Source organism: Nostoc sp. PCC 9305 (assembly GCF_963920915.1).
GTDB lineage: Bacteria > Cyanobacteriota > Cyanobacteriia > Cyanobacteriales > Nostocaceae > Nostoc.
The window spans coordinates 19,812-43,273 of record NZ_CAWUDN010000068.1; the positions used below are offsets into that span (position 1 = coordinate 19,812).

Genomic DNA, 23,462 nt, shown 5'->3' on the forward strand with positions numbered 1-23,462 from the left:
GTTAAAACTGAAAAGCAAGAATTTCCTCTTGTAGCTAGTACAGACGCAATCTTTTTAGCGTCTGTTTTTATGATGTTTTGGTGAATTTTAATAAAAGCCAAAAAAATATTTTTATTAATGATTTGACCGTAGTTTTACTGAAGACAAAATGATCGAATAAATTTCACAATGTCTTTAGATTTAATTATGCCAGTTTTCAAATATTAATTTATTTTGCTATAAACAATGACCTCTAATCCCGAACAAGATTTGCCTTTATGTAGCGATGAAGAAAGTTTATTGCGCCGTATTACAAACCGTATCCGACGCAGCTTAGAGTTAGAAGAAATTATCACAGTGACAACAGCAGAAGTGCGATCGCTATTAAAAACAGATCGAGTGATGATTTACAAATTTCATCCTGATGGTAGTGGTCAAGTGATTGCTGAATCGATTAATAAAAATTGTTTGCCGTCGCTACTAGGGTTAAATTTTCCCTCCGATGACATCCCATGCTATGCCCGCGAACTATTTATCAAATCGCGGGTGCGTTCTGTTGTGAATGTTGAGACTAAAGAGATTGGTCAAATTCACCTACGTGACTTGGATAATGGAGATATCTCACAGGAGATCCGTTACCGCCCTGTAGACCCCTGCCATATTGAATATTTGACGGCAATGGGGGTAAAATCCTCTGTAGTAGCGCCTATTCTCTATCAAGATCAACTTTGGGGGCTGCTGGTTTCTCATAATACTGAAGCGCGTTCGATTTCAGAATATGAGCTAGAAGCAATACAAATGGTAGTCGAGCAGCTGTCAATGGCGATCGCTCAAAGTACCCTTCACACTCAAGTTCGCAAAACAGCCGAACGAGAAGCGATCGTTAATCGCATTGCTACCCTATTACATTCACTGCCGACAATTGTCTTACAGCCAGCCCTAGAAGCGGCTGTTGCTGCCTTTAATGGCGTTGGTGGCAGGCTTTGCATTAGAAATGAAGCTTTTGATTTCCACAATGGCAACGTGACCAGCTTAACAGAATGCTTAATACCAGGAAATACTTGTATCAAGCTTTATATCTGTGGAGAGCAACCTGTAATGCCAGAACAAACTATATATCCACTAATCGAGCAGTATAGTATCTGGCAGGAACACTACAAATTTACTAACTACGACGTTTGGGCGATTTCAGATATATATAACACTCCTGGCTTGCGAAGTTTGCAACTTGCTTTTCAACCAACTAAAATTCGCAGCGTGTTGATGATCCCACTCCAGTATCGTCAGCATTTGTTGGGCTACTTAAGTATTTTCCGCAATGAAATAGACACAGAAACTTTATGGGCGGGGCAGCATGAGGGCGATCGCAGACAACTCTACCCCCGACGATCCTTTGAGGCTTGGCGCGAATCTAAAACAGCACAAGCTCAAAAATGGACAATTGAAGAGATTGAACTGGCTAGAAACCTCAGTAAACACTTTGCTTCCGCAGTTCAGCAGTATGAACTACACCAACAAGTACAAGTCTTCAATGAAAATTTAGAAAAACAAGTTAGAAGACGCACCGTTGAGTTACAACGCACAGCTGAACAAGAACAGGCTGTGTTTAAAGTTATTGCAGAGATTCGAGAATCTTTGGACACAAATACGATTTTTCAAACCACAACTAAAGAAGTTTGTCAATTAATCAAAGCCGATCGCGTTTCTGTTTATCGTTTCGATGCTAACTGGGGTGGTGAATTTGTCGGAGATTTCGAGGCTGCTAGTCCATACTGGTCGAATGAGTCGGAACTAGGTATTAATACAATTTGGAATGATACCTATTTACAAGATACAGAGGGAGGACGTTACCGCCACAATGAAACATTTGCAGTCGATGACATCTACAAGATGGGGTTTACTCAGTGTCATATCGACAATCTAGAGCAGTTTCAAATTTACGCTTTTGTGCTTGCGCCGATTTTTGTTGGACAAAAACTTTGGGGTTTGTTGGCAACTTATCAACATACCGGCCCTCGGCAATGGAAAACTTCTGAAGTTAACTTTCTCAGTCAGATTGCCGCCCAAATGGGCGTAGCACTCCAGCAAGCTGACTTACTATCTCAGACACAACAGCAGACATTAGATTTGCAACAAGCAGCAGAACAACAACGGGTATTGTTTGAAGTTGTGGCGAAAGTTAGAGAATCTCTCGATCTAAATGCGATTTTTCAGACAACGACTCAAGAAATTTGTAAATCACTACAAGCGGATCGAGTTGCAGTCTACCGCTTCGAGCCTGATTGGAGTGGTGAATATATCGCCGAGTTTGTGGGTGATAACTGGTTAAAGTTAGTAGGTTCAGATACTAAGACAGTTTGGCAAGATAGCTATTTACAGGAAACCCAAGGTGGGCGATATCGTCACAATGAAAGCTTTGCAGTTGATGATATCTATGAAGTTGGCCACTCTCAATGCCACATTGCAGTTCTAGAGCAAATTCAGGCAAGAGCTTATGCGATCGCACCTATATTTATCGGGCAACAGCTATGGGGCTTGTTAGCAGCTTACCAGAATTCTGCACCCCGCCATTGGGAAGCCTCGGAAATTAAATTTATTACTCAAATTGCCAATCAGCTTGGGGTTGCACTCCAACAAGCGCAATTACATAATCAAACCAAAGAGCAGACTCAAAAGCTGGCTCAAGCTTTGCATGATTTACAACAAACTCAAACCCAACTGATCCAAACTGAGAAAATGTCTTCACTAGGGCAACTGGTAGCTGGTGTTGCTCACGAAATTAATAACCCTGTGAACTTCATTTATGGCAACATCAATCATGTCAACGACTACACTCAAGATTTACTCAGTATCCTAGAACTTTATTTACAAAATACCCCCAACCCTAGCTCTGAGATTAGCGATCGCGCACTCGATATCGACTTAGAATTTATCATTGAGGATTTGCCCAAAACTCTATCTTCCATGAAAATTGGGGTCGATCGCATTCGGCAGATTGTCTTGGGTTTACGGAATTTCTCTCGCCTTGACGAAGCAGAAAAAAAACCAGTTGATATTCATGAAGGCATTGATAGCACCTTGCTAATTTTGCAGCATCGCTTGAAAGCAAAACCAGAAAGTCCAGCGATTCAATTAGTCAAAGAATATACTAATCTTCCTTTAGTGGAGTGCTATGCCGGGCCGCTAAATCAGGTATTTATGAATGTTTTAAGCAATGCGATCGATGCTTTGGAAGATTACACGCAATCTCAATCAAATTCCTATAGCAGTCAAATTACTATCCGTACTGCTTTTGGAGAACTTGAAGGCAATATCAAGAGTGTAGTAGTTCGCATTGCAGACAATGGGCCAGGAATACCCGAAGCTATGAAGGCAAGAATTTGCGATCCATTTTTCACAACTAAGCCAGTAGGAAAAGGCACTGGCTTAGGTTTATCAATTAGTTACCAGATTATTGTAGATAAACATGGTGGTGTGTTGAAATGTGATTCTCAGCCAGGGTTAGGTACAGAATTCTGGATTGAAATTCCGATTAAACAAATTAGCAAATAGCACCATCAACTCCCGTAGTTTGGGTTGAACAAAGCCAAACTCAACAAATTCAGGCTTTTGCAAGTCCCTTATTGAGGATTACTATATGTTAAGGAATAAGATGCGTTCTCCCTGATTCTTAATCCCTTCGTTGATCGTGGCAATTATAATCATTGCTTACACCCATTTGTTAAGCCGATACAAATTTTTTATCACAGGAAACGATCAGAATTTATTGTACTATGTCGTACTACTGTATAGATGGTACAGCGTTGTCACGCTGGCCGATTATTATTGCGGCGTAACCTATTTACGGAGGAATCACATGACACGATTTAGCAAGTTTGCGAGTTTAACCATTCGGGCTGTTCTGTGCTTGGCTTTGAGTCTGACCCTGGCTTTGAGTCTGGCACCCGCAGTGGTGCTAGCTGGGAGCGGCCCGTCCTACTGTTGGGACGAGGCCAACAACCCTGGCGGATCGAACAGGTGCTCCAACAACCAGCAGTGCGACGGGGCGCGGACTTGCAGCAGCTCCGGTTTTTGCCAGGGAACGGCGCGGGAGCCCAATCCTGGTCCCAAGGGACCGACCTACTGCTGGAACGAGGCCAACAACCCCGGCGGATCGAACAGATGCTCCAACGACAACCAGTGCGACGGGGCACGAACCTGTAGCAGCTCGGGTTTTTGCCAGGGCGAAGCCGGTCATGCTCCTAACTAGCGCTCTTTTAGGACTCTCTGAGGATTCTTAGAGAATCTAAACTCTAGCTCTCTTATAGAGTATGCATTCAATCGATCGCGTGCCTAACAGAGACTACAATGATACCAATTTAGTATGAAGTTGCATAGGATAGGAGCCATAAAATGCACCACTTAGACACCCCTCTATCCTATGTAACTTCACATAAAATTGACATTGCACCGAGATGCCTGTATAAACCTGCAAGATGCTCTCAAAAGGCTTGATTTTGCGTTGTAAATAACGACTTTTTGACTCTAAATATAGCATTTTTACAACCTAGACAGGATAGGGTTTTCAAACCATCTTGTAGGAAAAAACACATATTTATTTCGGCTGAATGCCGGACTGTTGCTTAACTTTAGATATCAGATCGGTGCTCGAAAAATTCAGAAATTGACCACTGATATTGTCTTTTACAGCGATTTTGAGGGAAATGAACCACATTGTTTTTATCGAACAGAATTCAGGAGTCAGGAGTCAGAATTCATTCTGAATTCTGTACGACACTTCGACAAGCTCAGTGCATCGCTGGCGGATGAATAATCGGCATTTTTGCACCCTCACTAAATTGAAAATTTATTGGTTAACAAGAAAGTCGCGGGTCTGAATCCCCGACTGATTGATTCTGACTCCCGAATTCTGACTTCTGAATTCTTCTTCAACTCACGCAAAGGGGCAAAGGATGAAACAAGATTGTGGTTTAAATACATGAAAATTGCTGTAAATCACCTAAATTAAACTCTTAAGTGGTTACACAAAATATTTATACATTTTAATATTATCAGAAAAATAAGATGCCGATAAAAGGGTGCTGATATGCGTTTTATTAAAAGCTTAAGCAAAGATACCATCAAGATGCTAGAAAGAATTTATAAACATAGTAAATATCATCAAGTAAGACAAAGAGCGCAAGCTGTGGAATATATATTTAATAATTTTGGAGAAGAATATATAATTAATTTTGCGTAACTACTTACCACTATTCAGTGTTCAGAATTGATGATAGATTGAACTGTTACCATTATTCAGTGTTCAGAATTGATGAATATGATAAATATGCAGTGCGAGTTAAGGAACTTCCAAATAAAAAAATACCCAAATTATTTGTTGTGGGCTTCCAGCCCACAACATAAAATTGGAGAATTTTTTTGCAAGTCCCTAAGTCGTTGCTTGAGGCGCTCAGTCCGGTTAGCAGGAGTTTTATTCATTTGCGTTACATTGGTTATTTGGTCAACGCCTGTGCAAGCCGATACCATTGTCAATCAAACAGACAATAATAATCTGATTAATCCAAAGTTAGAAACTGAAGTTTTGCAGATTATTCGCAGTCATCCAGAAGTAGTTAGGGAAGCTTTACAAGCTGAATATCTGCAAAAACAACAGCAGCAGCAACAAGCTCAACACGACATCAAGCAGCAAATTAGAGAAAATCCCAGCAGTGTAATTGGTGAATCTCCTGTGACTGGTGCAACAGAGCAAAAGATTGTGTTGATCGAGTTCTCAGATTTTCAATGTCCTTACTGTGCCAATGCTCATCAAACATTGAAGCAGTTCATGGCTCGTCATCAAGATGAAGTTACATTAGTGTACAAGCATTATCCCTTAACCTCAATTCATCCTGAAGCTATACCTGCTGCCAAAGCTGCTTGGGCTGCTAATAAACAAGGAAAGTTTTGGCAATATCAAGATGCTTTATTTGCCCAGCAAGACAAATTGGGTGAGAAACTATATGTTGCACTTGCTAAAAAACTCAAACTAGATTTGTTAGAGTTTAATCAACAACGTAATTCAGAGGAAGTAAGTGCTGTGATTGAAAAAGATCAACAGATAGCTGAAAAGTTGGGAATTAAAGGTACTCCTTTCTTTTTCATCAATGGTGAGACTTTTGCTGGTGCTGTGCCGTTATCAGAAATGGAAAGTGTACTGTCTCGTGTCAAAGCCTATTATAAAACAGTGTTAGGCAATCCGAACGACACAAATTAATCGATATCATGACGATTGCCGTCTGTGCTGTGATTTGTGGAGCTGATGGTTGCTAACGCTGCGCTATCCGTTGGGGCAGCCCAACCCAGGAATACAAACTTCGGTGACTTAGCACTCAGCACCCCTGAACGACTTCAAGCATTGCTGAATTCTGAATTCTGAATTCTGACTTCTCTTTTAACTTCTAAGTTGCACAGGCATAGCTAAATAGGTCATTTTTAAACCACCCAATGGTGTAAAAATTACTGGAGTTAGGCTTTGATTCAGATGCATTTGAATTTCGGAAGATGGTAACTCTTTCAAGCCTTCCATCAAATATTTAATGTTAAAGGCAATCTCGATGTTTTCACCAGAAATTTGTGCTGGCATCGACTCTCTACCACTGCCCACATCTTGAGCTTCACAAGATAAGGTAATTTCTTGGGCTTCGCTATCAATACTGAGCTTGACAATATTATTTTTTTGATCGGCTAACACAGCAATCCGTTCCAAAGTGCTGACAAATTGTCGCCGTTCAATTGTCACTTGTCGCTCAAATTGGCGCGGAATTAATTGTCGATAAGCAGGATATTGTCCTTCTAATGTGCGACTAGTCAAGCGTTGATTTTGCCATGCAAACACAACTTGACCTTGATCGAAATATAAAGCTACGGGTTCATCTGATGAAGCACTATGAGCTAGCATTCTTTGGAGTTCGCGTAATGCTCTCGCTGGTACTGTCACTTCTAGTTGACTAGTTCCGCCTAGAGGACGCTCGTTGCTAGTTTCTACGACTGCTAGGCGATGTCCATCGGTAGCTGCAAATTCTAGGGTGTCTTGTTTAACTGTTAAATGCACACCCGTAAGTACTTGCTTGGTTTCATCAGCACTGGTAGCAAACAATGAACCGCGTAATCCCTCAATTAATGCGGTGGTGGTGAGATGGATTACTTCGGTATTTTCAATTACAGGTAGTTCGGGAAATTCTTCTGGCCCCATTGCTCGGACTTGATAATGTCCACTCTTGGGTGTGAGTGTGACTATTAACCCTTCTCCACCGGATGTTGCACCTGTCAGGGCTGATTCATCGTCTAGAGTGATTTCGCCTTCTGGAAGACGAGAGGTGATATCTACAAGTAACTTAGCAGGAAGTGCGATCGCACCACTTTGCCATACCTCTGCGTTAAAACTGGTGCGGATTCCCAAACTGAGATCGAAGGCCGTTAAGCTTACTTGGTTAGTTTCAGCATCCGCTTGTAACAGCACATTGGCAAGTACCGGATGAGTTGGCCGTGAAGGGACTGCACGACTAACGAGTGAGAGGTTTGTACTGAGATCGCTTTGGGAGCAAACTAATTTCATAAGTCAGATGCAGCTAGTGAAAGATATCCTAACATCCTTATGTTTATAGGCGATCGTCTAACACTTCTTCCACTAGAGAATCTGAGACTTGCTCAATTTCCTGAATAAGTAGTTGGTCTCTGGCTGTCATAAATCATCTGCCTTAATACCAACAGGACTTCATCGATCGCGTTAACAGGGTTCAAGGGAAGATTCTATTGTTAGACAACAAAGAAATAGCAACCGATTTCGTTCAGCCTTCTTTTGTCAATGGATCTATGAATGGGGTGTCGGGTGCGATCGTTAGTTAGCTAAAATCCAATAGGGAACGGTACTAAGTTAAGCTGAACCGACATAAAATAACTAGTTGCTGGCGGCAGAGCCGCAATTGAAGTGCATTTCCAGCCCAGAGGCTGGAAACGAGATTTGAAAAGGCTTTCAGCTTAAGTTGACACCAATGAACATATTGTGCCCCTACCTGTGTACTTCATTTACCTGAAATACGCTGTATATAGCAAGAAAGCGGTTGTGAATAGAAGCTCTACCAATTGCGCCATCCACCTTTGGGTGCAACTTCATTATTAGTAGACTTCAGTCCGTGACTTTGCAACAGAGTTTGATATTCTATGCTGCTTGCCCAACGGTCAATTTCTCGCGCCCGTAGCACTGGCACTGGATGGGTTAATTGGGCTGTACGGGCAGCTTTGACCATTTCACCCAGTTCTGTCTTGCTAATATCATCGTAAGCGCGGGCTTGGGCAACAAAGGCATCGAGATTCAGTTGGGGCGCTAAGGTGGGAGAACCACCAGCCAACTTCATCAACACGGACATGACCACTTTCGGGTCTTGGGTTGCTAGTAATGCGGCGCGATCGCAGGTAAACTCAGCACAACGTACCCATTCCAAAAGTTGCGCCTGTATGGCTTGGGCAACGAAAGTACCGACATTGGGTACAATCGCCGCAGCTAATATTAGTAAATTTACAGGAGTCAAGTAAACGCTATGGTCACACTTGAGATGCCCTAACTCATGGGCGATTACTGCCTGTATTTCTTCTGCTGTGAGAATATCAATCAGGGAAGTATGTAGCACCACAAAAGGCTGCTTACCCCGTACAGCAAAAGTATAGGCGTTGGGAGCCGGATGTTGTCGGACGTACAACTGGGGAGGATCTATATCCAGGATTTTACAGGCATCTAACAACAGCTTGTATAAATCGGGTAGTTGCTTTTCACCCACCAGAATGCTAGAGGCAATATTTTCCACATAGAAAACCTGCTCTGCCATTGGCCCGAGCCAATTTCGCACCAACATATCTATGCCTGGTATCTGCTTGAGCGCTCTAGTAGCTTCCAGGTCTAATGGATGACGAAATGAGTCAGCTTTTAAACCAATCAGCGGGGTTTTGAAGAAGGACATAGTGTAACAAGCTATAAAAAAATACAACTATGGAATCTGGCTGGATAGATAAACAGCCTCCCACAGTTAGTATAACGATTTCAATTGGGGGTTTCCTTTCTTGCATACTCGTAACTTTCGGTATCGCTGCTCATTTCACTCCTTTGCTGCATACGCCACCGGACAAACCCTGTGCTTTAGTGTTTGTTGCAGTTAATCTTGATTGGACACACTAATTCACACTCGGAGAATTGAATGCGCTTTGGTTTTTTTACTTTATGTGTTCTCGCACTAGCAACAACAAGTGGGCACGCCGCTCAGTCTCCCAAGATTCCAGCACTGGTGATGACCAGCCCGGATTCAGCTGATGCCAACTACGAAGATAAATGCAGCAACGGCAACAACCTTGACAAGGTAAATCGCGATAAGTTTCTTAAACTTATGCTTGCTAATAAAAAATCAAAGCTATCTCAACTGAAAGTAGCTCTCCTCAATGAAATTAAACAAAGTGGTGATGAGCCACGAGGTGAGGGTGTCCATATTGGTGAATGGAATCAAACCTTTCATGACCGGAGTGGTTGTGGCACAAACACTAACAGTTACTCAGCATTTGTTGTCACCGTGACTGGTGGAAATGCAAACCATACGGTAGTGAAATACCTGGTAACAATTGATGACGACGATAACGCAGGTAAAAGAACCCTCAAGCTCCGCGACATCCGTCCAATCAACCTACGAAATGATAACTGACCAAGCCACTTCTCCTCGCTTCCTAGTTCACCTGCATTTTCAAACTGTGTACCGTATCCGCGAACAGTAAAAAAAGGGGTGAAATGAGCAGATGTGCAGAAAGTTACGCGCTTTGACTTGATGAGCCATTTTGGCCGCCTTGTTAATGCGTCAGCTTGCATTGTGTGCAGTGCCCGCCTTGTTAATAGGTTCAGCTTGCATTAAAAACGCTACGCTTTTACGCAAAACTGTACTAAGCATGAAGCTAGAATTAGTGACACGATCAAAGGAGATCGTTTTTTCTGTTGTCACTATGAAGATATTAGTACTGAATGCCGGATCGAGTAGCCAAAAGAGTTGTCTGTATGAAATTGTAGATGAAACTCTTCCTACCCAAGCACCCCAACCCCTTTGGGAAGGGAAAATCAACTGGACTCAAGATCGGAGTGTGGCAGAAATTGAGGTGAAAACTGCTACGGGTGAAACGCTGCAAAAATCAATCTCTGGTGATTCCCCACAGGCGCACCTCATTTATATGCTCAATACACTCGATCGTGATGCTACCAAGGTAATCGATCGCTTGTCAGAAATCGATGTGGTGGGGCATCGAATAGTACATGGTGGAGAGGATTATCGAGATAGTGTGGTAATTACGGAGGATGTCAAAAAGGCGATCGCCGATCTGTCTAACCTGGCTCCAGGGCATAATCCAGTGGGTTTGGAAGGCATAAAAGCAATTGAACAAATTTTAGGAGATGTCACCCAAGTTGCAGCCTTTGATACTGGATTTCATGCCACTTTACCCGATGCAGCAGCAATCTATCCCGGCCCATATCAGTGGGTAGAGCAAGGTATTCGCCGCTATGGGTTTCATGGCATCAGTCATCAATACTGTTCTCAACGTGCTGTCCAAATTCTCGGTCGAGATGTTGCATCTGAGCGGTTAATTATCTGCCATCTGGGCAATGGTTGCTCTTTAGCGGCAATTAAAAACGGTCGCAGTATTGATACTACTATGGGATTCACGCCCGTAGAAGGATTGATGATGGGTAGTCGTTCTGGTTCAGTCGATCCGGGGATTCTAATTTACCTGTTGCGGCACTGCAATTACTCTGTAGAAAAGTTGGATGAGTTATTAAATAAAGCTTCTGGGTTAAAGGGAATTTCTGGTGTATCTAGTGATATGCGTGAAGTGAGAGAAGCGATGTCTACGACGGGCTACGCCTACGCTCAAGGTAATTCCCGCGCTCAACTGGCATGGGATATCTACGTGCATCGCTTGCGTTCTGGTATCGGCGCGATGCTTGCTAGTTTGGGCGGATTAGATACTTTAGTGTTTACAGCAGGTGTGGGCGAACACTCTCCAGAAATTCGCCAAGCCGCCTGTGAAGCCTTTGGATTTATCGGACTAAAACTTGACCTTGAGAAAAATCAACAGCAACCTGTGGATGAGGATATTGCTACATCTGATTCAGCAGTACGGGTATTAGTTATTCATACTCAAGAAGATTGGGCGATCGCCGGGCAGTGTTGGCAGTTGCTAAAACATAATTAGAAAGTTTGATTTAATTTGAGTAACATTGTTTGAATATTTCAGCTAACCTAATCTTTTTCTTAAAACAGTCTTTCACGAAAAAATATCTTTTGCAATGCCTCACACCCAATTTTCAAGGTAGTAACCAACGCATAAAGACTTTACCAATTTGCCCTACTATAAAACTAAAAATCCCTTGTAATAACGGCCCAATTAGTGACAAAAGTAGCAAAATTAAGAAATTAGTGGGAGTAAAAATAAAAATACTAGAAGTGACACAACTTAGTCCCCATGCCAGCCAATTTCGATATTGAGAACTAATATAAGTCAACCTTGGAAGCTGATTAACCAGCCAATAGCGAATAGTAGCAAATACAACAGATGTTACTAACCCAGCAAGTATTGATAATGAAAATGCTAAGTTTAATCTCCATACAAAAAAAGTAGCAGGGAATAACGAAGCTAATTCCCAAGAGAATAAATTTAATTTAGTCCGAAGACAGCTTAGTATTTGTTCAATAAGCCAATAATGCAAATAAACAATATTTAAGCATTCAGGATTTTTGATAAAATCACTCTTGATTTTGTGAATTATGTCACCATAAAATAAAACATTACTTTGTAAAACAATATCTTGTTCTTTCCAGAGATATAAATCTGATGTATCTTCTTTATAATAAGAATTAAAAGTAAGTCCATACTGTAACATTGACTGTTTTTGTAAGAATTGACTCCAGAATAATTTGATAAGACTTACTATAAAAGGATCGTTAAATATTTTAAAGTTTTTTTTAGTAATTACTAATTTATTGTCTGGTCTAGCCTTCTTGTTAAAACAAATATTATCGCTAAAACAGTTGTAGTACCAAATATAAGCTAGTAATTTTGGCGGAATGTATAAAGAGCAGCCTATTTCTCGCGCTTCCTCAATTTGTTTTAAAAGAGTCTTATTTAGATAAAAGGTATACTGTCCTGACTCAACCTTAATTTGAAGCTCAATAGGAGTACCTTGAGGTATTTGCACAAAGAAAGAGAGTTGAACATCAGCTTCACAATCTGTGTGTGTTTTATCAGCTTTCATTGTCGGGATAATTTTGCGATATTTTGTACAATACCAATCAGAAAATTTAGTGTTCCACGCCACTGTTTCTCTCCAGCAATTACCCCTTCATTATGTATTTTGAGGATTAAATCTCTATCTACTTCAGATAATTGAAATAGCTTTTTATGATAACGGCTGATAATATCTCCATCTAACTGCATAACAGTTTGAGCATAAATAATATCGATATCTACGCTGGTAATATTACCGCTATTAAGTGCAGCTTTAAGCTCAGACATTTTCCGCAGTGTACGAATAAATTTGTCATTATTCAAAAGTTCTTCAATCTCTTTCCATCTTTGCTGCAAACTTTTTATACTATTTTCTTCTCGATCTGCAATAGGAGTTGGAGCCGGCAATATTGGTCGAGCTAACTTTATGTATATCTCATCAGTTGGAACAATATTTGCTTTATGTTCCACCTGATATTTAAGACGCTCTTGATAGTGTATTATTCTGGAGTCTGGCTCACTAGTCTCATTACTTTGTTCAAGGAGAATGTAAAAATATTCTCTTTCAAGTTGTGAAAAAAGACTCGTATAACGCTTACGTAGCTCTTGAGCTTGAGTTTTTTCTGGTTCTGATAAATCGTCTGGATTTGGAATTCCTTTGCTATCAAAGTAGTCTTTATCATTTATTGAATAAATCTCTTCATATGCTTGCCAAGCATTAAACTTTGCGCCAGTAATTTGATCCACAACCATTGTATTGACTTCTAAAGCTGTAATATCATCAACTAATTCATGTACAGATGAGACTACTTTTTCTAGTAAATCTTTGGCTTGTTCTTGAATTTTATTAGGCATAGTCATCATTTCCTTGATTTCTCTAAATCAAAAATACCTACAAGTTTGAATAAGCTCATATCCTGTAGGTATTTTTGGGTTAATATCAATTCATAAATATCAATTACTGGGGACGGGATAGCGATTGTTGCGAAGTTTTACGAGATTTCATAATTTCTATAAAAAATCCATACAACTTCTGCAAACTTTCTATATTTTTTTGCATAATCTCCCGACTTTCTTTGATTTGAGTTAGATGAAATTCGCGAAGTTCTGTATATGGCCCGCCACCAACAAATTGACTACCAACTTCATTAGTGATATCACCATCAATTAAATTGATTATGGTGTGCATTCTATTACCTGTTTGAGCAACTTGCTGCCCTTGTGATTGTTCTAACTGAGTAGATGAGTCTGGAACCCAAGTAGTAATTTCTAGCTCTACAACTTCCATTATCGCTGTTTGAATAGCATCAATAATCTCATCAATATTCAATCCTTCTCCCTGACTATTCAGCTTCTTAACTTTTCTTTTAAATTCACTACTTGGTTTGCTAAATTGACTATTATTTTCCATGTTTTCGATGGCTTGACTATGAATTTTTGTGTTTTCGTTAAGAGTATCATTCACCATGAAATTTAGAGGTTGCAGATAGATTTCAATATAAACAAAATACAATTTTATGTTATGTCAAATTTGGGAAGGCTTTTACTACAAAAAAGTAACTAAAGTCAAAACAACTTAATATTTTAAGAAATTTTTACTAAAAAAATTATGATTTCCAAGAGTCAAATTTATCTTAGAAAAAGAATAATACCATTTTAGATATTTGAGGTACTGCATTGCAGTGAATCCATCACTGCGGTAAGGGTTCCCGTTGTCCTAAGTGGCGTGATTCTGAAAGAATTATCTAATTAGCTTTTGGGTGTTTCGTTCCAGTCGCTATAAATTAGAGAGTATTTTGTATAAAAAAGCACTAAAAATACTCAAGCAATAAAAGAGGACTAAAGTATAAATAGGCATTAAGTAATCGAATTAGTTTATTTGAGTCAACTTTTTTATCTTACCTAGCAAAGCATAGACTCACAAATAGGGCTGACTTTTCTTATACCACTATGTATACAATGATATGACTATAATAATAAAGCCAAAGAAAATATGTTGTTATCTCGTCAAGCTTTTGCTACACCTTTTGTAATTTCTATGTGTATTTTAGGAGTTGGCTTGATTCAATTCCCCCAATTGCAAAAACTAATAAATAGAAAACAATCTGCCTCTTTAGAAACTTTAAAAAAAGAAATAAAAACTGAAAATATCCGTCTGAATTTTCTCGAAAAAACGCCTAGCTTTGGTTATGATAACTTGGTTGCAGATTTGGTGTATCTCAATTTTCTCCAATATTTTGGAGATGATGAAATTCGGGATAAAACAGGTTACAGTTTAAGTCCAGAATATTTTGAAGTTATTCTAGAACGCGATCCGCGATTTTTAGCAGCGTATCGCAGTCTTTCGATAAGTACTTCATTATATGCTGGTATGCCTGAACGTGCGATCGCAATATCAGAGAAAGGCTTAAAATCACTATCTCCCTCAGTTCCCGAAAAGTCTTATTATATATGGCGTTTTAAAGGAGTTGATGAGTTATTATTTTTAGGCAACGCTAAAGCTGCCCAACAATCTTTTGCAACAGCGGCAAACTGGGCGAGTAAATTTTCAGATGCAGAAAGTCAGCTTGTAGCTAATACTTCTCAAAGAACTGCGGAATTTTTGAGTCGAAATCCTAACAGTAAATATGCTCAAATTTCTACATGGTCAATGGTTTTAAATAATCATGCTGATGAGAGAACCCAGAAACGCGCAATTAAGGAAATCGAAGCTTTGGGCGGAAAAATAGTTACAACTCCTGAAGGTACTCATAAAATTATATTTCCTCCAAAGGATTAAAATAATTCGTAATTCGTAATTCGTAATTCGTAATTCGTAATTTTTATGAGCAATACTAGTGTCAATACAATTAGCAGAATCTGACTTTCAAATATTAGGATGTTTTCCTGTTATTTCCCAGTTGCGCCCTCACCTTGAGCAGGATAATTTTGTAGAACAAGTTCGATATCAAATGAAAGAAGGTTATCAACTTGCATTCTTAGAGGTAGAAAAGCAAGCTGTAGCCATCGCTGGATTTCGCATTTCTAATTGTTTAGCATCGGGGAAGTTTTTATACATTGATGATTTAGTTGTTGATGAGTTGAAACGGTCACACAGCTACGGTCAACAATTATTTCAGTGGCTAATTGAATATGCCAGAAATCATGAGTGTAAACACCTGAGTCTGGATTCTGGTGTTCAACGATTTGCAGCCCATAGATTTTATCTCATGCAGCGTATGAGCATTACAAGTCATCACTTTTCAATGGAGTTGTAGCGATAAGCAATTTGGTTGTGACAAATAATATTTTTTGGTATGACGGCAAATTAATTCACTCCCAAACTCTAGAATTAAACATTAACGATCCGGGTTTACTTTATGGAGCAACTGTTTTTACAACATTGCGGATTTATCATAACTCCCTAGATAGTAATTTAACTAATTGGCAAGCACACTGCGATCGCTTACTTTTCTCAATCCAAACTTTTGGCTGGCAGCAACCCGATTGGAACCGTTTGCGTCAAGGCGCTCAAATTCTTCTCCCACACTTCCCCGTTCTCAGAGTTACCCTTTTTTCTGATGGACGAGAGTGGATAACTGGCAGATTATTACCCCTAGATTTGACAGAAAAACAAAAAAATGGTATTTCATGCGCTGTTGCCAGTTCAGAATTTTCTCGCTCTCTCCCCTCTCATAAAACTGGAAATTATTTGAGTGCTTGGTTGGCAAAAACTAGCTCAGATGCTCAAGAAGCAATATTAGTCGATGCTCAAGGAAATTGGCTAGAAACCAGTACAGGCAACCTTTGGGGATGGTGCGATCGCAGTTGGTACACGCCACCAATAAAGGCCGGAATTTTGCCGGGAATAGTGCGATCGCAACTTGTAAACTGGTTGCAAAACCACCACCAGCCAGCGCGAGAAGAAACTTGGAGCGTCGAGTTAGTCCAGAGATTTGAAGCGATCGCCTACACTAATAGTGTGGTAGAAGTTATTCCCATTCATACCGTTCATCAGCCTTCAGGGTCGCTACAATATAATCCCTACCATCACAGTTTTCAGCTAATAAGGGAGCTTTTTTTAGCATGACAACCACGCCAAATTTGTTATATCTTAAGATAAGTTAACATAATTCTTAATAATCACCTTTCCGAGCAGAGAAGCTAGGCGATTGCGCGAAAAATACCGGAGGATAGACCTTAGTGAATAAAAGATGGAGAAATGCAGGGCTGTACGCGCTGCTGTTTATTGTCGTAATTGCGCTGGGAACAGCATTTTTTGACAAACAACCCCAAAGCAGAGAGACATGGCGATACAGTCGCTTTATTCAAGAAGTTCAGCAAGGCAGAGTAGAAAAAGTCAGTTTGAGTGCAGACCGCTCTACAGCACTGGTTACACCCAAATATGACCCAGCTAAACGGATTGTTACCTTAGTCAACGATCCAGACTTGATCAACACTCTGACTTCTAAAGGCGTTGATATTTCTGTATTGCCCCAAACCGACGAAGGATTTTGGTTTAAGGCACTGAGCAGCTTATTTTTCCCTGTATTGCTTTTGGTTGGCTTATTCTTCTTGCTACGTCGCGCTCAAAGTGGCCCGGGCAGCCAAGCGATGAACTTTGGCAAATCCAAAGCCAGAGTGCAAATGGAACCACAAACTCAGGTGACATTTGGCGATGTCGCTGGTATTGACCAAGCCAAGTTGGAATTAAACGAAGTTGTAGACTTCCTGAAAAACGCCGATCGTTTTACTGCCGTTGGTGCAAAAATTCCTAAAGGTGTACTGTTAGTTGGGCCTCCTGGTACAGGTAAAACCCTCCTAGCTCGTGCCGTAGCTGGTGAAGCAGGTGTACCCTTCTTCTCAATCTCCGGTTCAGAATTTGTAGAAATGTTCGTCGGTGTGGGTGCATCCCGCGTCCGTGATTTATTTGAACAAGCTAAGACCAATGCTCCTTGTATCGTCTTCATCGATGAAATTGACGCCGTAGGTCGTCAGCGGGGCGCAGGTTTAGGTGGTGGTAACGATGAGCGGGAACAAACCCTCAACCAGTTGCTCACCGAAATGGATGGTTTTGAAGGTAACACTGGCATCATCATTATTGCTGCTACCAACCGTCCTGATGTCCTAGATGCAGCCTTGTTGCGTCCTGGTCGCTTTGACCGTCAAGTTGTGGTAGACCGTCCCGATTATGCCGGACGCAGCGAAATCCTCAAGGTACACGCCCGTGGCAAGACCTTGGCGAAAGATGTGGACTTGGATAAAATCGCTCGTCGTACCCCTGGATTTACTGGCGCAGATTTATCCAACCTGTTGAATGAAGCCGCAATTTTGGCAGCACGCCGGAATTTGACTGAGATTTCGATGGATGAAATCAACGATGCGATCGATCGTGTATTAGCTGGGCCAGAGAAGAAAGACCGAGTAATGAGCGAAAAGCGTAAAACCTTGGTAGCTTATCACGAAGCTGGTCACGCTTTAGTTGGTGCTTTGATGCCAGATTATGACCCAGTACAAAAGATTAGCATCATTCCTCGCGGTCGCGCAGGTGGTTTAACTTGGTTTACCCCCAGCGAAGACCGGATGGACACTGGTTTATACAGCCGCGCTTATCTGGAAAATCAGATGGCTGTAGCTTTGGGTGGTCGGATTGCTGAAGAATTAATCTTTGGTGAAGAAGAAGTTACCACTGGTGCTTCCAACGACTTACAACAAGTAGCCCGTGTTGCGCGTCAGATGATTACTCGATTTGGGATGAGCGATCGCTTAGGCCCTGTTGCTCTTGGTCGTCAACAAGGTAACATGTTCCTCGGACGCGATATCATGTCAGAGCGTGATTTCTCTGAAGAAACCGCTGCTGCCATTGATGAAGAAGTCCGTAAACTTGTAGATGTAGCCTACACACGCGCTAAAGAAGTATTGGTGCGTAACCGCCACATTCTAGATGAGATAGCGCAAATGCTGGTTGATAAAGAAACAGTAGACGCTGAAGAGTTGCAAGAAATTCTATCGAATAACGATGTCACAACCGCTGCGTTTGCCTAATTTAATGAGTAGTTAGGAGTTAGGAGTTAGAAGTTAGAAGTTAGGAGTTAGGAGTTAGGAGTTAGGAGTTAAGAACAATCCGTAACTTTTAAAATTTGGGGTAATTCTGGTATTTTCCAGAGTTACCCCAATTCTTTTATTTCTTGGCAAAAGCCCGGCCATGAAGACCGGGCTTTTAATCCGTAATGGGGTTATATTCCCCGGAGGTTCGTTATAGAGTTTCAGTATAAATCGCTAATCTGATGATAATGACTACCACATGAGCATAATCAGTTCCGGAAAATTAGAAAAATTTTTTTAGATACACCAAAATCAAATTACTAACGCCGCCAGAACTTGCCCAAATGCTGGCACAGTGGTTGCGCGAACTTGGTATATATGCTGATTCTCTTTCGTAAGAACTCGAAATCAGGGTAACTCGAAGATTTTACGAATTACCTTGATTGCGATCGATACAAAATAATTTATGCATTCTGTCGCACACCCCTTATGGCATCAAATAGATAACTTTCTAAATCTCAATCGGACTAGTGCCAAAAGTGACTGGATACTAATCAGTTGGTTAACTTACACTCTGGATGTCGGTTTCAAAAATAGCCACGCTACAAAGAATGTAGCCGCCGTAAATAGTTGCGTCAAATCCAAAGCAGATAGATAACCATCTGCAAATGAAGCAATACTGCGATCGGTAATGCCAAATACCCAGGATGACAGGCCAAATAGCCAAATCCCATTCTTGAGATTTCCGACGAATTCTTTAGAGTCGGATCGTTTTTGATCTTTCATAATCTTCTGTTCCGTTGGTGAACAATCTGGTGATTGATGCTCAATACCTGCCATTAGGAATTTTTTCGGATTCCTGACGCTGAATTTACATTTACTATCTATTAACAATATTAATAAATATTTCACCTACTTGACATCCCTGCCTAAAGGTACATCTCCTAATGATGACATTCCTCTTTTGGTTCTGTTACCTCCGATAGACGGCAATACATTGAGTTCTCAGGTTTACAGCGTCAGGTTTGAATACTGAAATCACATGATTTTTAAATAACTATATAAATATTTATTTATGCTTTGTATAAAATACCTCATAGGATAGATGCGTTTCCAAGATATCTTTATATTTCAATTGCGTAGAGACTTCGTAGGGGCGCACAGCTAGCTATACGCCCCTACAAGGAAATGAAATACTTATTTTGGAGTAGATTAATCCCTTCACCCTACTCTTCATCTCACCAACTGCGCGGCGGAATTAAAAAATTGACGACACAACCCCTTTGTGACTAAAACTGTTGTCAACAAGTTAGCAAAAGCAACCATAAACATAATCAAAATTTCGTAGGATACAGCATCCAGAGGTTTGACACCAGCTAATAACTGTCCGGTGGTAATTCCTGGTATTGCGACCATACCTATGAGTATCATTTGATTGAGAGTAGGAATTAATCCGGCTTTGATGGCGTCTTTGCGATACTGGCTAACAGCTTGCTCTGGAGTTGCACCTAAGCTTAAATGGGTTTCTATTTCGAGATGGCTGGAATTAATGGTGCTGACAAGGCGATCGCCTGCGATCGCAGCTGCATTGGTAGCGTTACCTAAGACTATCCCTGCAAGGGGAATTATATACTGTGGTTCGTACCATCTCTCTGGTTGAACGATCAAGAAGTTGATGTAAAACACTGTCACGGCGGTACTAATTAAAATTGCACCCCACACCAAAGGCAACACATGAGGAATTTTTTGGCTGATGCGATTTCGTGCGACAATCGCCGTAATTGTCAGCATTATTGCTAATAGCGCCAAAACTGCCCAAGCATTGTCTAAAGCCAAGATGAAATCTAAAATGTATCCCAATACAAGAAGTTGTAAGATGGTTCTCCCAGTAGCAAGGGCTAAGTTCAACTCTAATCCTAATTTTTCCCAGGCAGATAAACCAATGGCGATCGCCATCAATCCCACACCAATAGCTAAATCCACAAAATCCAGCTCGATCAGATCCTGCATGGGTTCTCTATCTCCTGGTATTTTCCTCTCAAAGCAGCACACACTCCTGGAACTTTGACCAGATGTGTTGGATCTTGGTTGATATATATCACTTTCATCAATTCAAAATGGTACGACCTTAACATGGCAAACACCTAGTATGCCTACTATCTGTAAATTAAATGTGCAGTGGTTTCCCGCACCACAATTTAAGTAAAAACCCTAATAGATGCGTATCTTGGGCGATAGTCTTTTAGTAGCTCCTCTTTGATTCACAATTCAATCAGCAAAAATTGACTGTCGAAGTGCATCCTTTGTATCTCCCGATAAAATGAGAACTCATGATCCAAAGTGTAAATCCCATCCCTGTCTTTGATATCAAGCAGCAATACACCACCATTGAAGCAGAAGTAAGTGCAGCCGTCTTAGAGGTTTTAGCTTCCGGCCGCTATATTGGCGGCCCCTTAGTCGAAGGCTTTGAACAACAATTTGCCGCTTATAATACCGTTACTGAATGTGTGGCTTGTAATTCTGGTACTGATGCGCTCTACTTAGCGTTACGAGTCTTGGACATTGGTGCAGGCGATGAAGTGATTACAACGCCTTTTACCTTTATTGCGACATCTGAAGTAATTAGCGCCGTCGGTGCAAAGCCTGTTTTCGTTGATATTGACGCGACTACGTTTAATTTAGACGTGGAGAAAGTCGCGGCGGCGATTACACCCAGAACTAAAGCGATTATCCCGGTTCACCTCTTTGGACAACCTGTGGATATGACATCATTAATGGCGATCGCTAAGTCTCACAATTTGTCAATAATTGAAGATTGCGCTCAGTCTACAGGCGCGATTTGGGCGGGTGAAAAAGTCGGAAGTATTGGACATATTGGTTGCTTTAGTTTCTACCCCACCAAAAATCTTGGTGGTTGCGGCGATGGTGGAGCAATAACGACTAACGATCCAGCGATCGCTACTAAACTGCGAATACTACGAGATCATGGTAGTAAGATTCGATATTTACACGAGGAAATCGGTGTAAATAGCCGCTTGGATGCTCTACAAGCAGCCATTTTGCAGATTAAGCTACGTTATTTAGATATTTGGAACGATCGCCGCCGAGATATTGCCAACTATTACTATCAGTCCCTTAGTCAAGTTCCGGGGATTGTCCCGCCCCAAGAATTACCTGGGGGTATCGGGGTATGGAATCAATACACTATTCGCATATCCGGCGAAGGACGCAATGGTTCTAGCGCCAAATATCGAGATTGGGTGCGTAGTCAATTGCAAGAACAGGGCGTGAGTTCAATGATTTACTACCCCCACCCTTTACATTTGCAGCCAGTTTATCAAAGTCTGGGCTATGAAATTGGAGACTTACCAATAGCAGAGCAAGCTTGCCATGAGGTTATATCCTTGCCTATGTTCCCAGAACTGACACAACAGCAGCAAGATCAGGTGATTTATGCGTTGAAAGAAGTTATGAGTTAGAAGTTAAAAGTTAGGAGTTGGAAGTTAGAAGTTAGGAGTTGGAAGTTAAAAGTTTTGAATAAATAAGTTTCTTCAACTCATAACTCATCACTCTTAACTCCTAACTCATCACTCTTAACTCATTACTACATTTGCAGTCGCTAAGGCTTCAACTAAGCCACGCACGGCGGCAATCATTGCAACTTCGCTATTGAGTTGGTTGATGGCAGAACCAACACCAACGCCAGCAGCACCAGCAGCGATCGCTAATGGTGCGGTAACGTTAGAAATGCCGGAAGCACACAATACTGGCACTGAAACTACACGGGAAATCTCAAAAGTTGCTGCCAAGGTGGGAGCAGCTTTTTCAATTAATCCTAGAGTTCCGGGGTGAACTGGGTTACTGCTAGTACCGCCTTCGGTTTGGATAATATCGGCTCCAGCTTTCACCAATTCTTCTGCTAGCTGTACTTGTCGATCTAGTTCCAAGATGTGGGGAACGGTGACAGATAGGGTGATTTCCGGGAGGAGAGCGCGGGTTTGCTTAGTCAGCGCTAGCACTTCTAGAGCTTCAAAACGGCGTCCTTGAGCATAGAAGGAATCGAAATTCCCGATTTCAATTAAATCAGCACCAGCTGCTACAGCTTGCACGAATTTCTCTGGCTCTACTGCTGAAACACAAATAGGTAAATTTGTCAAACTTTTAGCTAGTTGAACTAAAGCTGGATCGGCGGCAATATCGACAAAAGTAGCACCGCCAAATTCAGCAGCTTTGACTGTAGCAGCGACGCTAGCGGCGTCGAAGTTATTTAAACCGCTGATCACTTTTAAAACGCGGCGGTTAGTAAATGCACGTTGGAGTGTGGAATGCATCGTCATAGTTTGGCTTTTGAAGCTACGAAAATTAGGTATATTCTACCGTCCCTCAGTTGATCGGGGACTAAATCACTATGCTAGTTGCCAAATATTGATAATTTTATCCTTACTACCGATCAAAGTTTTGCCATCTGTACTGAAAGCGATCGCACAAACTTCTAATCCGATCTATCTACGTCTGTAGGGTTTTTACCAATATTCTTGGAGACAACAGACCTCTCTAGGTGCGATCGCCCCATAAATTCCCCTGACTTTTCACGGTATGTGAAAAAGGCAGATTGGTTTTGCTAAGTGAATTTTCCTAATTATTTTCCGCGTTTACGATCAAACTTTATTTCCTACGACTATGACTTTAAATACCAAAACCATTTTTGATACTCTGGCTGAAGGGTCTGCCATCGACTGGAACCGACTGCTTACCGAAATCCTGGTCGCTTTCGACTGCTCTACAGGTAGCATCCATACCCTAGATAAAGACAGCCAGTTATTGCACGTAAAGGCTTACCAGGGCATTCCAGAATTACTTTTGCCTAAAATGACGATAATTCCTATTGGTAAAGGAATGGCTGGTGTCGCCGCCGAACGCAAGCGACCCGTACAGATTTGCAACCTGCAAACCGACGAATCAGGAGTGGCTAGACCCTCAGCAAAAGAAACGAAGGTAGAAGGTTCCATCGCAGTACCGCTGATGCTGAATGGCCGATTGCATGGTACTTTGGGCATTGCCAAGCCAGTTCCCTACGAATTTACTGCCGAAGAAGAAGAGACATTGATGGAGATTGGAGACTGGAGTTTAGACTAAGCCATACAAAATGACCCAGCAGGGCTGAGTTAATC

At 41.2% G+C, this 23,462-nt stretch carries 19 protein-coding genes; 11 read left to right on the plus strand and 8 right to left on the minus strand.

Going from position 1 to position 23,462, the window contains the following annotated elements; translation table 11 throughout:
• Positions 1-225 precede the first annotated feature (225 nt).
• The 3 genes from ACM0OX_RS23055 to ACM0OX_RS23065 all read left to right on the plus strand — a co-directional run bounded on the left by ACM0OX_RS23055 (position 226) and on the right by ACM0OX_RS23065 (position 6,232).
• A complete protein-coding gene (locus ACM0OX_RS23055; protein ID WP_414517319.1) occupies positions 226-3,531 on the plus strand; it encodes a GAF domain-containing protein in 3,306 nt (1,101 codons plus the stop codon).
• Positions 3,532-3,835: 304 nt separating this feature from the next.
• Positions 3,836-4,228, plus strand: coding sequence for a hypothetical protein (locus tag ACM0OX_RS23060; protein ID WP_414517320.1), 393 nt, complete (start codon positions 3,836-3,838; stop codon positions 4,226-4,228).
• A 1,260-nt stretch (positions 4,229-5,488) separates the two neighbouring features.
• Positions 5,489-6,232 (plus strand): DsbA family protein, encoded by a 744-nt coding sequence (locus ACM0OX_RS23065; RefSeq protein WP_414517321.1) that lies wholly within the window; start codon positions 5,489-5,491, stop codon positions 6,230-6,232.
• Between the two features lie 177 nt (positions 6,233-6,409).
• On the opposite strand, the gene dnaN is transcribed toward ACM0OX_RS23065, so the two are convergent.
• Together dnaN and ACM0OX_RS23075 are read right to left on the minus strand one after the other, a co-directional pair.
• Entirely contained in the window at positions 6,410-7,573 is a 1,164-nt protein-coding gene (gene dnaN, locus ACM0OX_RS23070) for a DNA polymerase III subunit beta (RefSeq protein WP_414517322.1), read from the minus strand.
• Positions 7,574-8,093: 520 nt separating this feature from the next.
• A complete protein-coding gene (locus ACM0OX_RS23075) occupies positions 8,094-8,972 on the minus strand; it encodes a M48 family metallopeptidase (RefSeq protein ID WP_414517323.1) in 879 nt (292 codons plus the stop codon).
• 234 nt (positions 8,973-9,206) lie between these two features.
• On the opposite strand from ACM0OX_RS23075, the gene ACM0OX_RS23080 reads away from it, so the two are divergent.
• Complete coding sequence (locus ACM0OX_RS23080; RefSeq protein WP_414517324.1) at positions 9,207-9,701, plus strand: hypothetical protein; 495 nt, start codon at positions 9,207-9,209, stop codon at positions 9,699-9,701.
• A gap of 292 nt (positions 9,702-9,993) precedes the next feature.
• Positions 9,994-11,235: an acetate kinase gene (locus tag ACM0OX_RS23085; protein ID WP_414517325.1), complete on the plus strand. Its 1,242-nt coding sequence runs from the start codon at positions 9,994-9,996 to the stop codon at positions 11,233-11,235.
• Positions 11,236-11,347: 112 nt separating this feature from the next.
• Here ACM0OX_RS23085 and ACM0OX_RS23090 read toward each other — a convergent pair whose 3' ends face one another.
• The 3 genes from ACM0OX_RS23090 to ACM0OX_RS23100 all read right to left on the minus strand — a co-directional run bounded on the left by ACM0OX_RS23090 (position 11,348) and on the right by ACM0OX_RS23100 (position 13,735).
• Positions 11,348-12,295, minus strand: a complete 948-nt coding sequence (locus tag ACM0OX_RS23090) for a hypothetical protein (RefSeq protein WP_414517326.1) — start codon at positions 12,293-12,295, stop codon at positions 11,348-11,350.
• Complete coding sequence (locus tag ACM0OX_RS23095) at positions 12,292-13,122, minus strand: hypothetical protein (protein WP_414517328.1); 831 nt, start codon at positions 13,120-13,122, stop codon at positions 12,292-12,294. Before ACM0OX_RS23095 ends, ACM0OX_RS23090 begins: the two co-directional genes overlap by 4 nt.
• 103 nt (positions 13,123-13,225) lie before the next feature.
• Positions 13,226-13,735 (minus strand): hypothetical protein, encoded by a 510-nt coding sequence (locus ACM0OX_RS23100; protein WP_414517329.1) that lies wholly within the window; start codon positions 13,733-13,735, stop codon positions 13,226-13,228.
• A 525-nt stretch (positions 13,736-14,260) separates the two neighbouring features.
• Here ACM0OX_RS23100 and ACM0OX_RS23105 point away from each other — a divergent pair.
• From ACM0OX_RS23105 to ftsH3, 4 genes are all read left to right on the plus strand, one after another.
• Positions 14,261-15,046 carry a hypothetical protein gene (locus ACM0OX_RS23105; protein ID WP_414517330.1) on the plus strand — a complete coding sequence of 262 codons (786 nt, stop codon included), beginning with the start codon at positions 14,261-14,263 and terminating at the stop codon, positions 15,044-15,046.
• 58 nt (positions 15,047-15,104) lie between these two features.
• Positions 15,105-15,524, plus strand: a complete 420-nt coding sequence (locus ACM0OX_RS23110) for a GNAT family N-acetyltransferase (protein ID WP_414517331.1) — start codon at positions 15,105-15,107, stop codon at positions 15,522-15,524.
• A gap of 17 nt (positions 15,525-15,541) precedes the next feature.
• Positions 15,542-16,336 (plus strand): aminotransferase class IV, encoded by a 795-nt coding sequence (locus ACM0OX_RS23115; protein ID WP_414517332.1) that lies wholly within the window; start codon positions 15,542-15,544, stop codon positions 16,334-16,336.
• A 113-nt stretch (positions 16,337-16,449) separates the two neighbouring features.
• On the plus strand, positions 16,450-18,291 hold the full coding sequence (gene ftsH3, locus ACM0OX_RS23120) for an ATP-dependent zinc metalloprotease FtsH3 (protein ID WP_292741628.1): 1,842 nt from the start codon (positions 16,450-16,452) through the stop codon (positions 18,289-18,291).
• Between the two features lie 567 nt (positions 18,292-18,858).
• On the opposite strand, the gene ACM0OX_RS23125 is transcribed toward ftsH3, so the two are convergent.
• Together ACM0OX_RS23125 and ACM0OX_RS23130 are read right to left on the minus strand one after the other, a co-directional pair.
• Positions 18,859-19,077: a hypothetical protein gene (locus tag ACM0OX_RS23125; RefSeq protein WP_094350008.1), complete on the minus strand. Its 219-nt coding sequence runs from the start codon at positions 19,075-19,077 to the stop codon at positions 18,859-18,861.
• A gap of 447 nt (positions 19,078-19,524) precedes the next feature.
• Positions 19,525-20,301, minus strand: coding sequence for an ABC transporter permease (locus tag ACM0OX_RS23130; RefSeq protein WP_334716535.1), 777 nt, complete (start codon positions 20,299-20,301; stop codon positions 19,525-19,527).
• Positions 20,302-20,621: 320 nt separating this feature from the next.
• On the opposite strand from ACM0OX_RS23130, the gene ACM0OX_RS23135 reads away from it, so the two are divergent.
• Positions 20,622-21,770 carry a DegT/DnrJ/EryC1/StrS family aminotransferase gene (locus tag ACM0OX_RS23135; RefSeq protein ID WP_414517333.1) on the plus strand — a complete coding sequence of 383 codons (1,149 nt, stop codon included), beginning with the start codon at positions 20,622-20,624 and terminating at the stop codon, positions 21,768-21,770.
• 114 nt (positions 21,771-21,884) lie between these two features.
• On the opposite strand, the gene ACM0OX_RS23140 is transcribed toward ACM0OX_RS23135, so the two are convergent.
• Positions 21,885-22,628: a DUF561 domain-containing protein gene (locus ACM0OX_RS23140; RefSeq protein ID WP_414517334.1), complete on the minus strand. Its 744-nt coding sequence runs from the start codon at positions 22,626-22,628 to the stop codon at positions 21,885-21,887.
• 343 nt (positions 22,629-22,971) lie between these two features.
• Between ACM0OX_RS23140 and ACM0OX_RS23145 the strand changes: the two genes are divergently transcribed.
• Positions 22,972-23,427, plus strand: a complete 456-nt coding sequence (locus ACM0OX_RS23145) for a GAF domain-containing protein (RefSeq protein ID WP_414517335.1) — start codon at positions 22,972-22,974, stop codon at positions 23,425-23,427.
• The last annotated feature ends 35 nt before the right edge of the window (positions 23,428-23,462 follow it).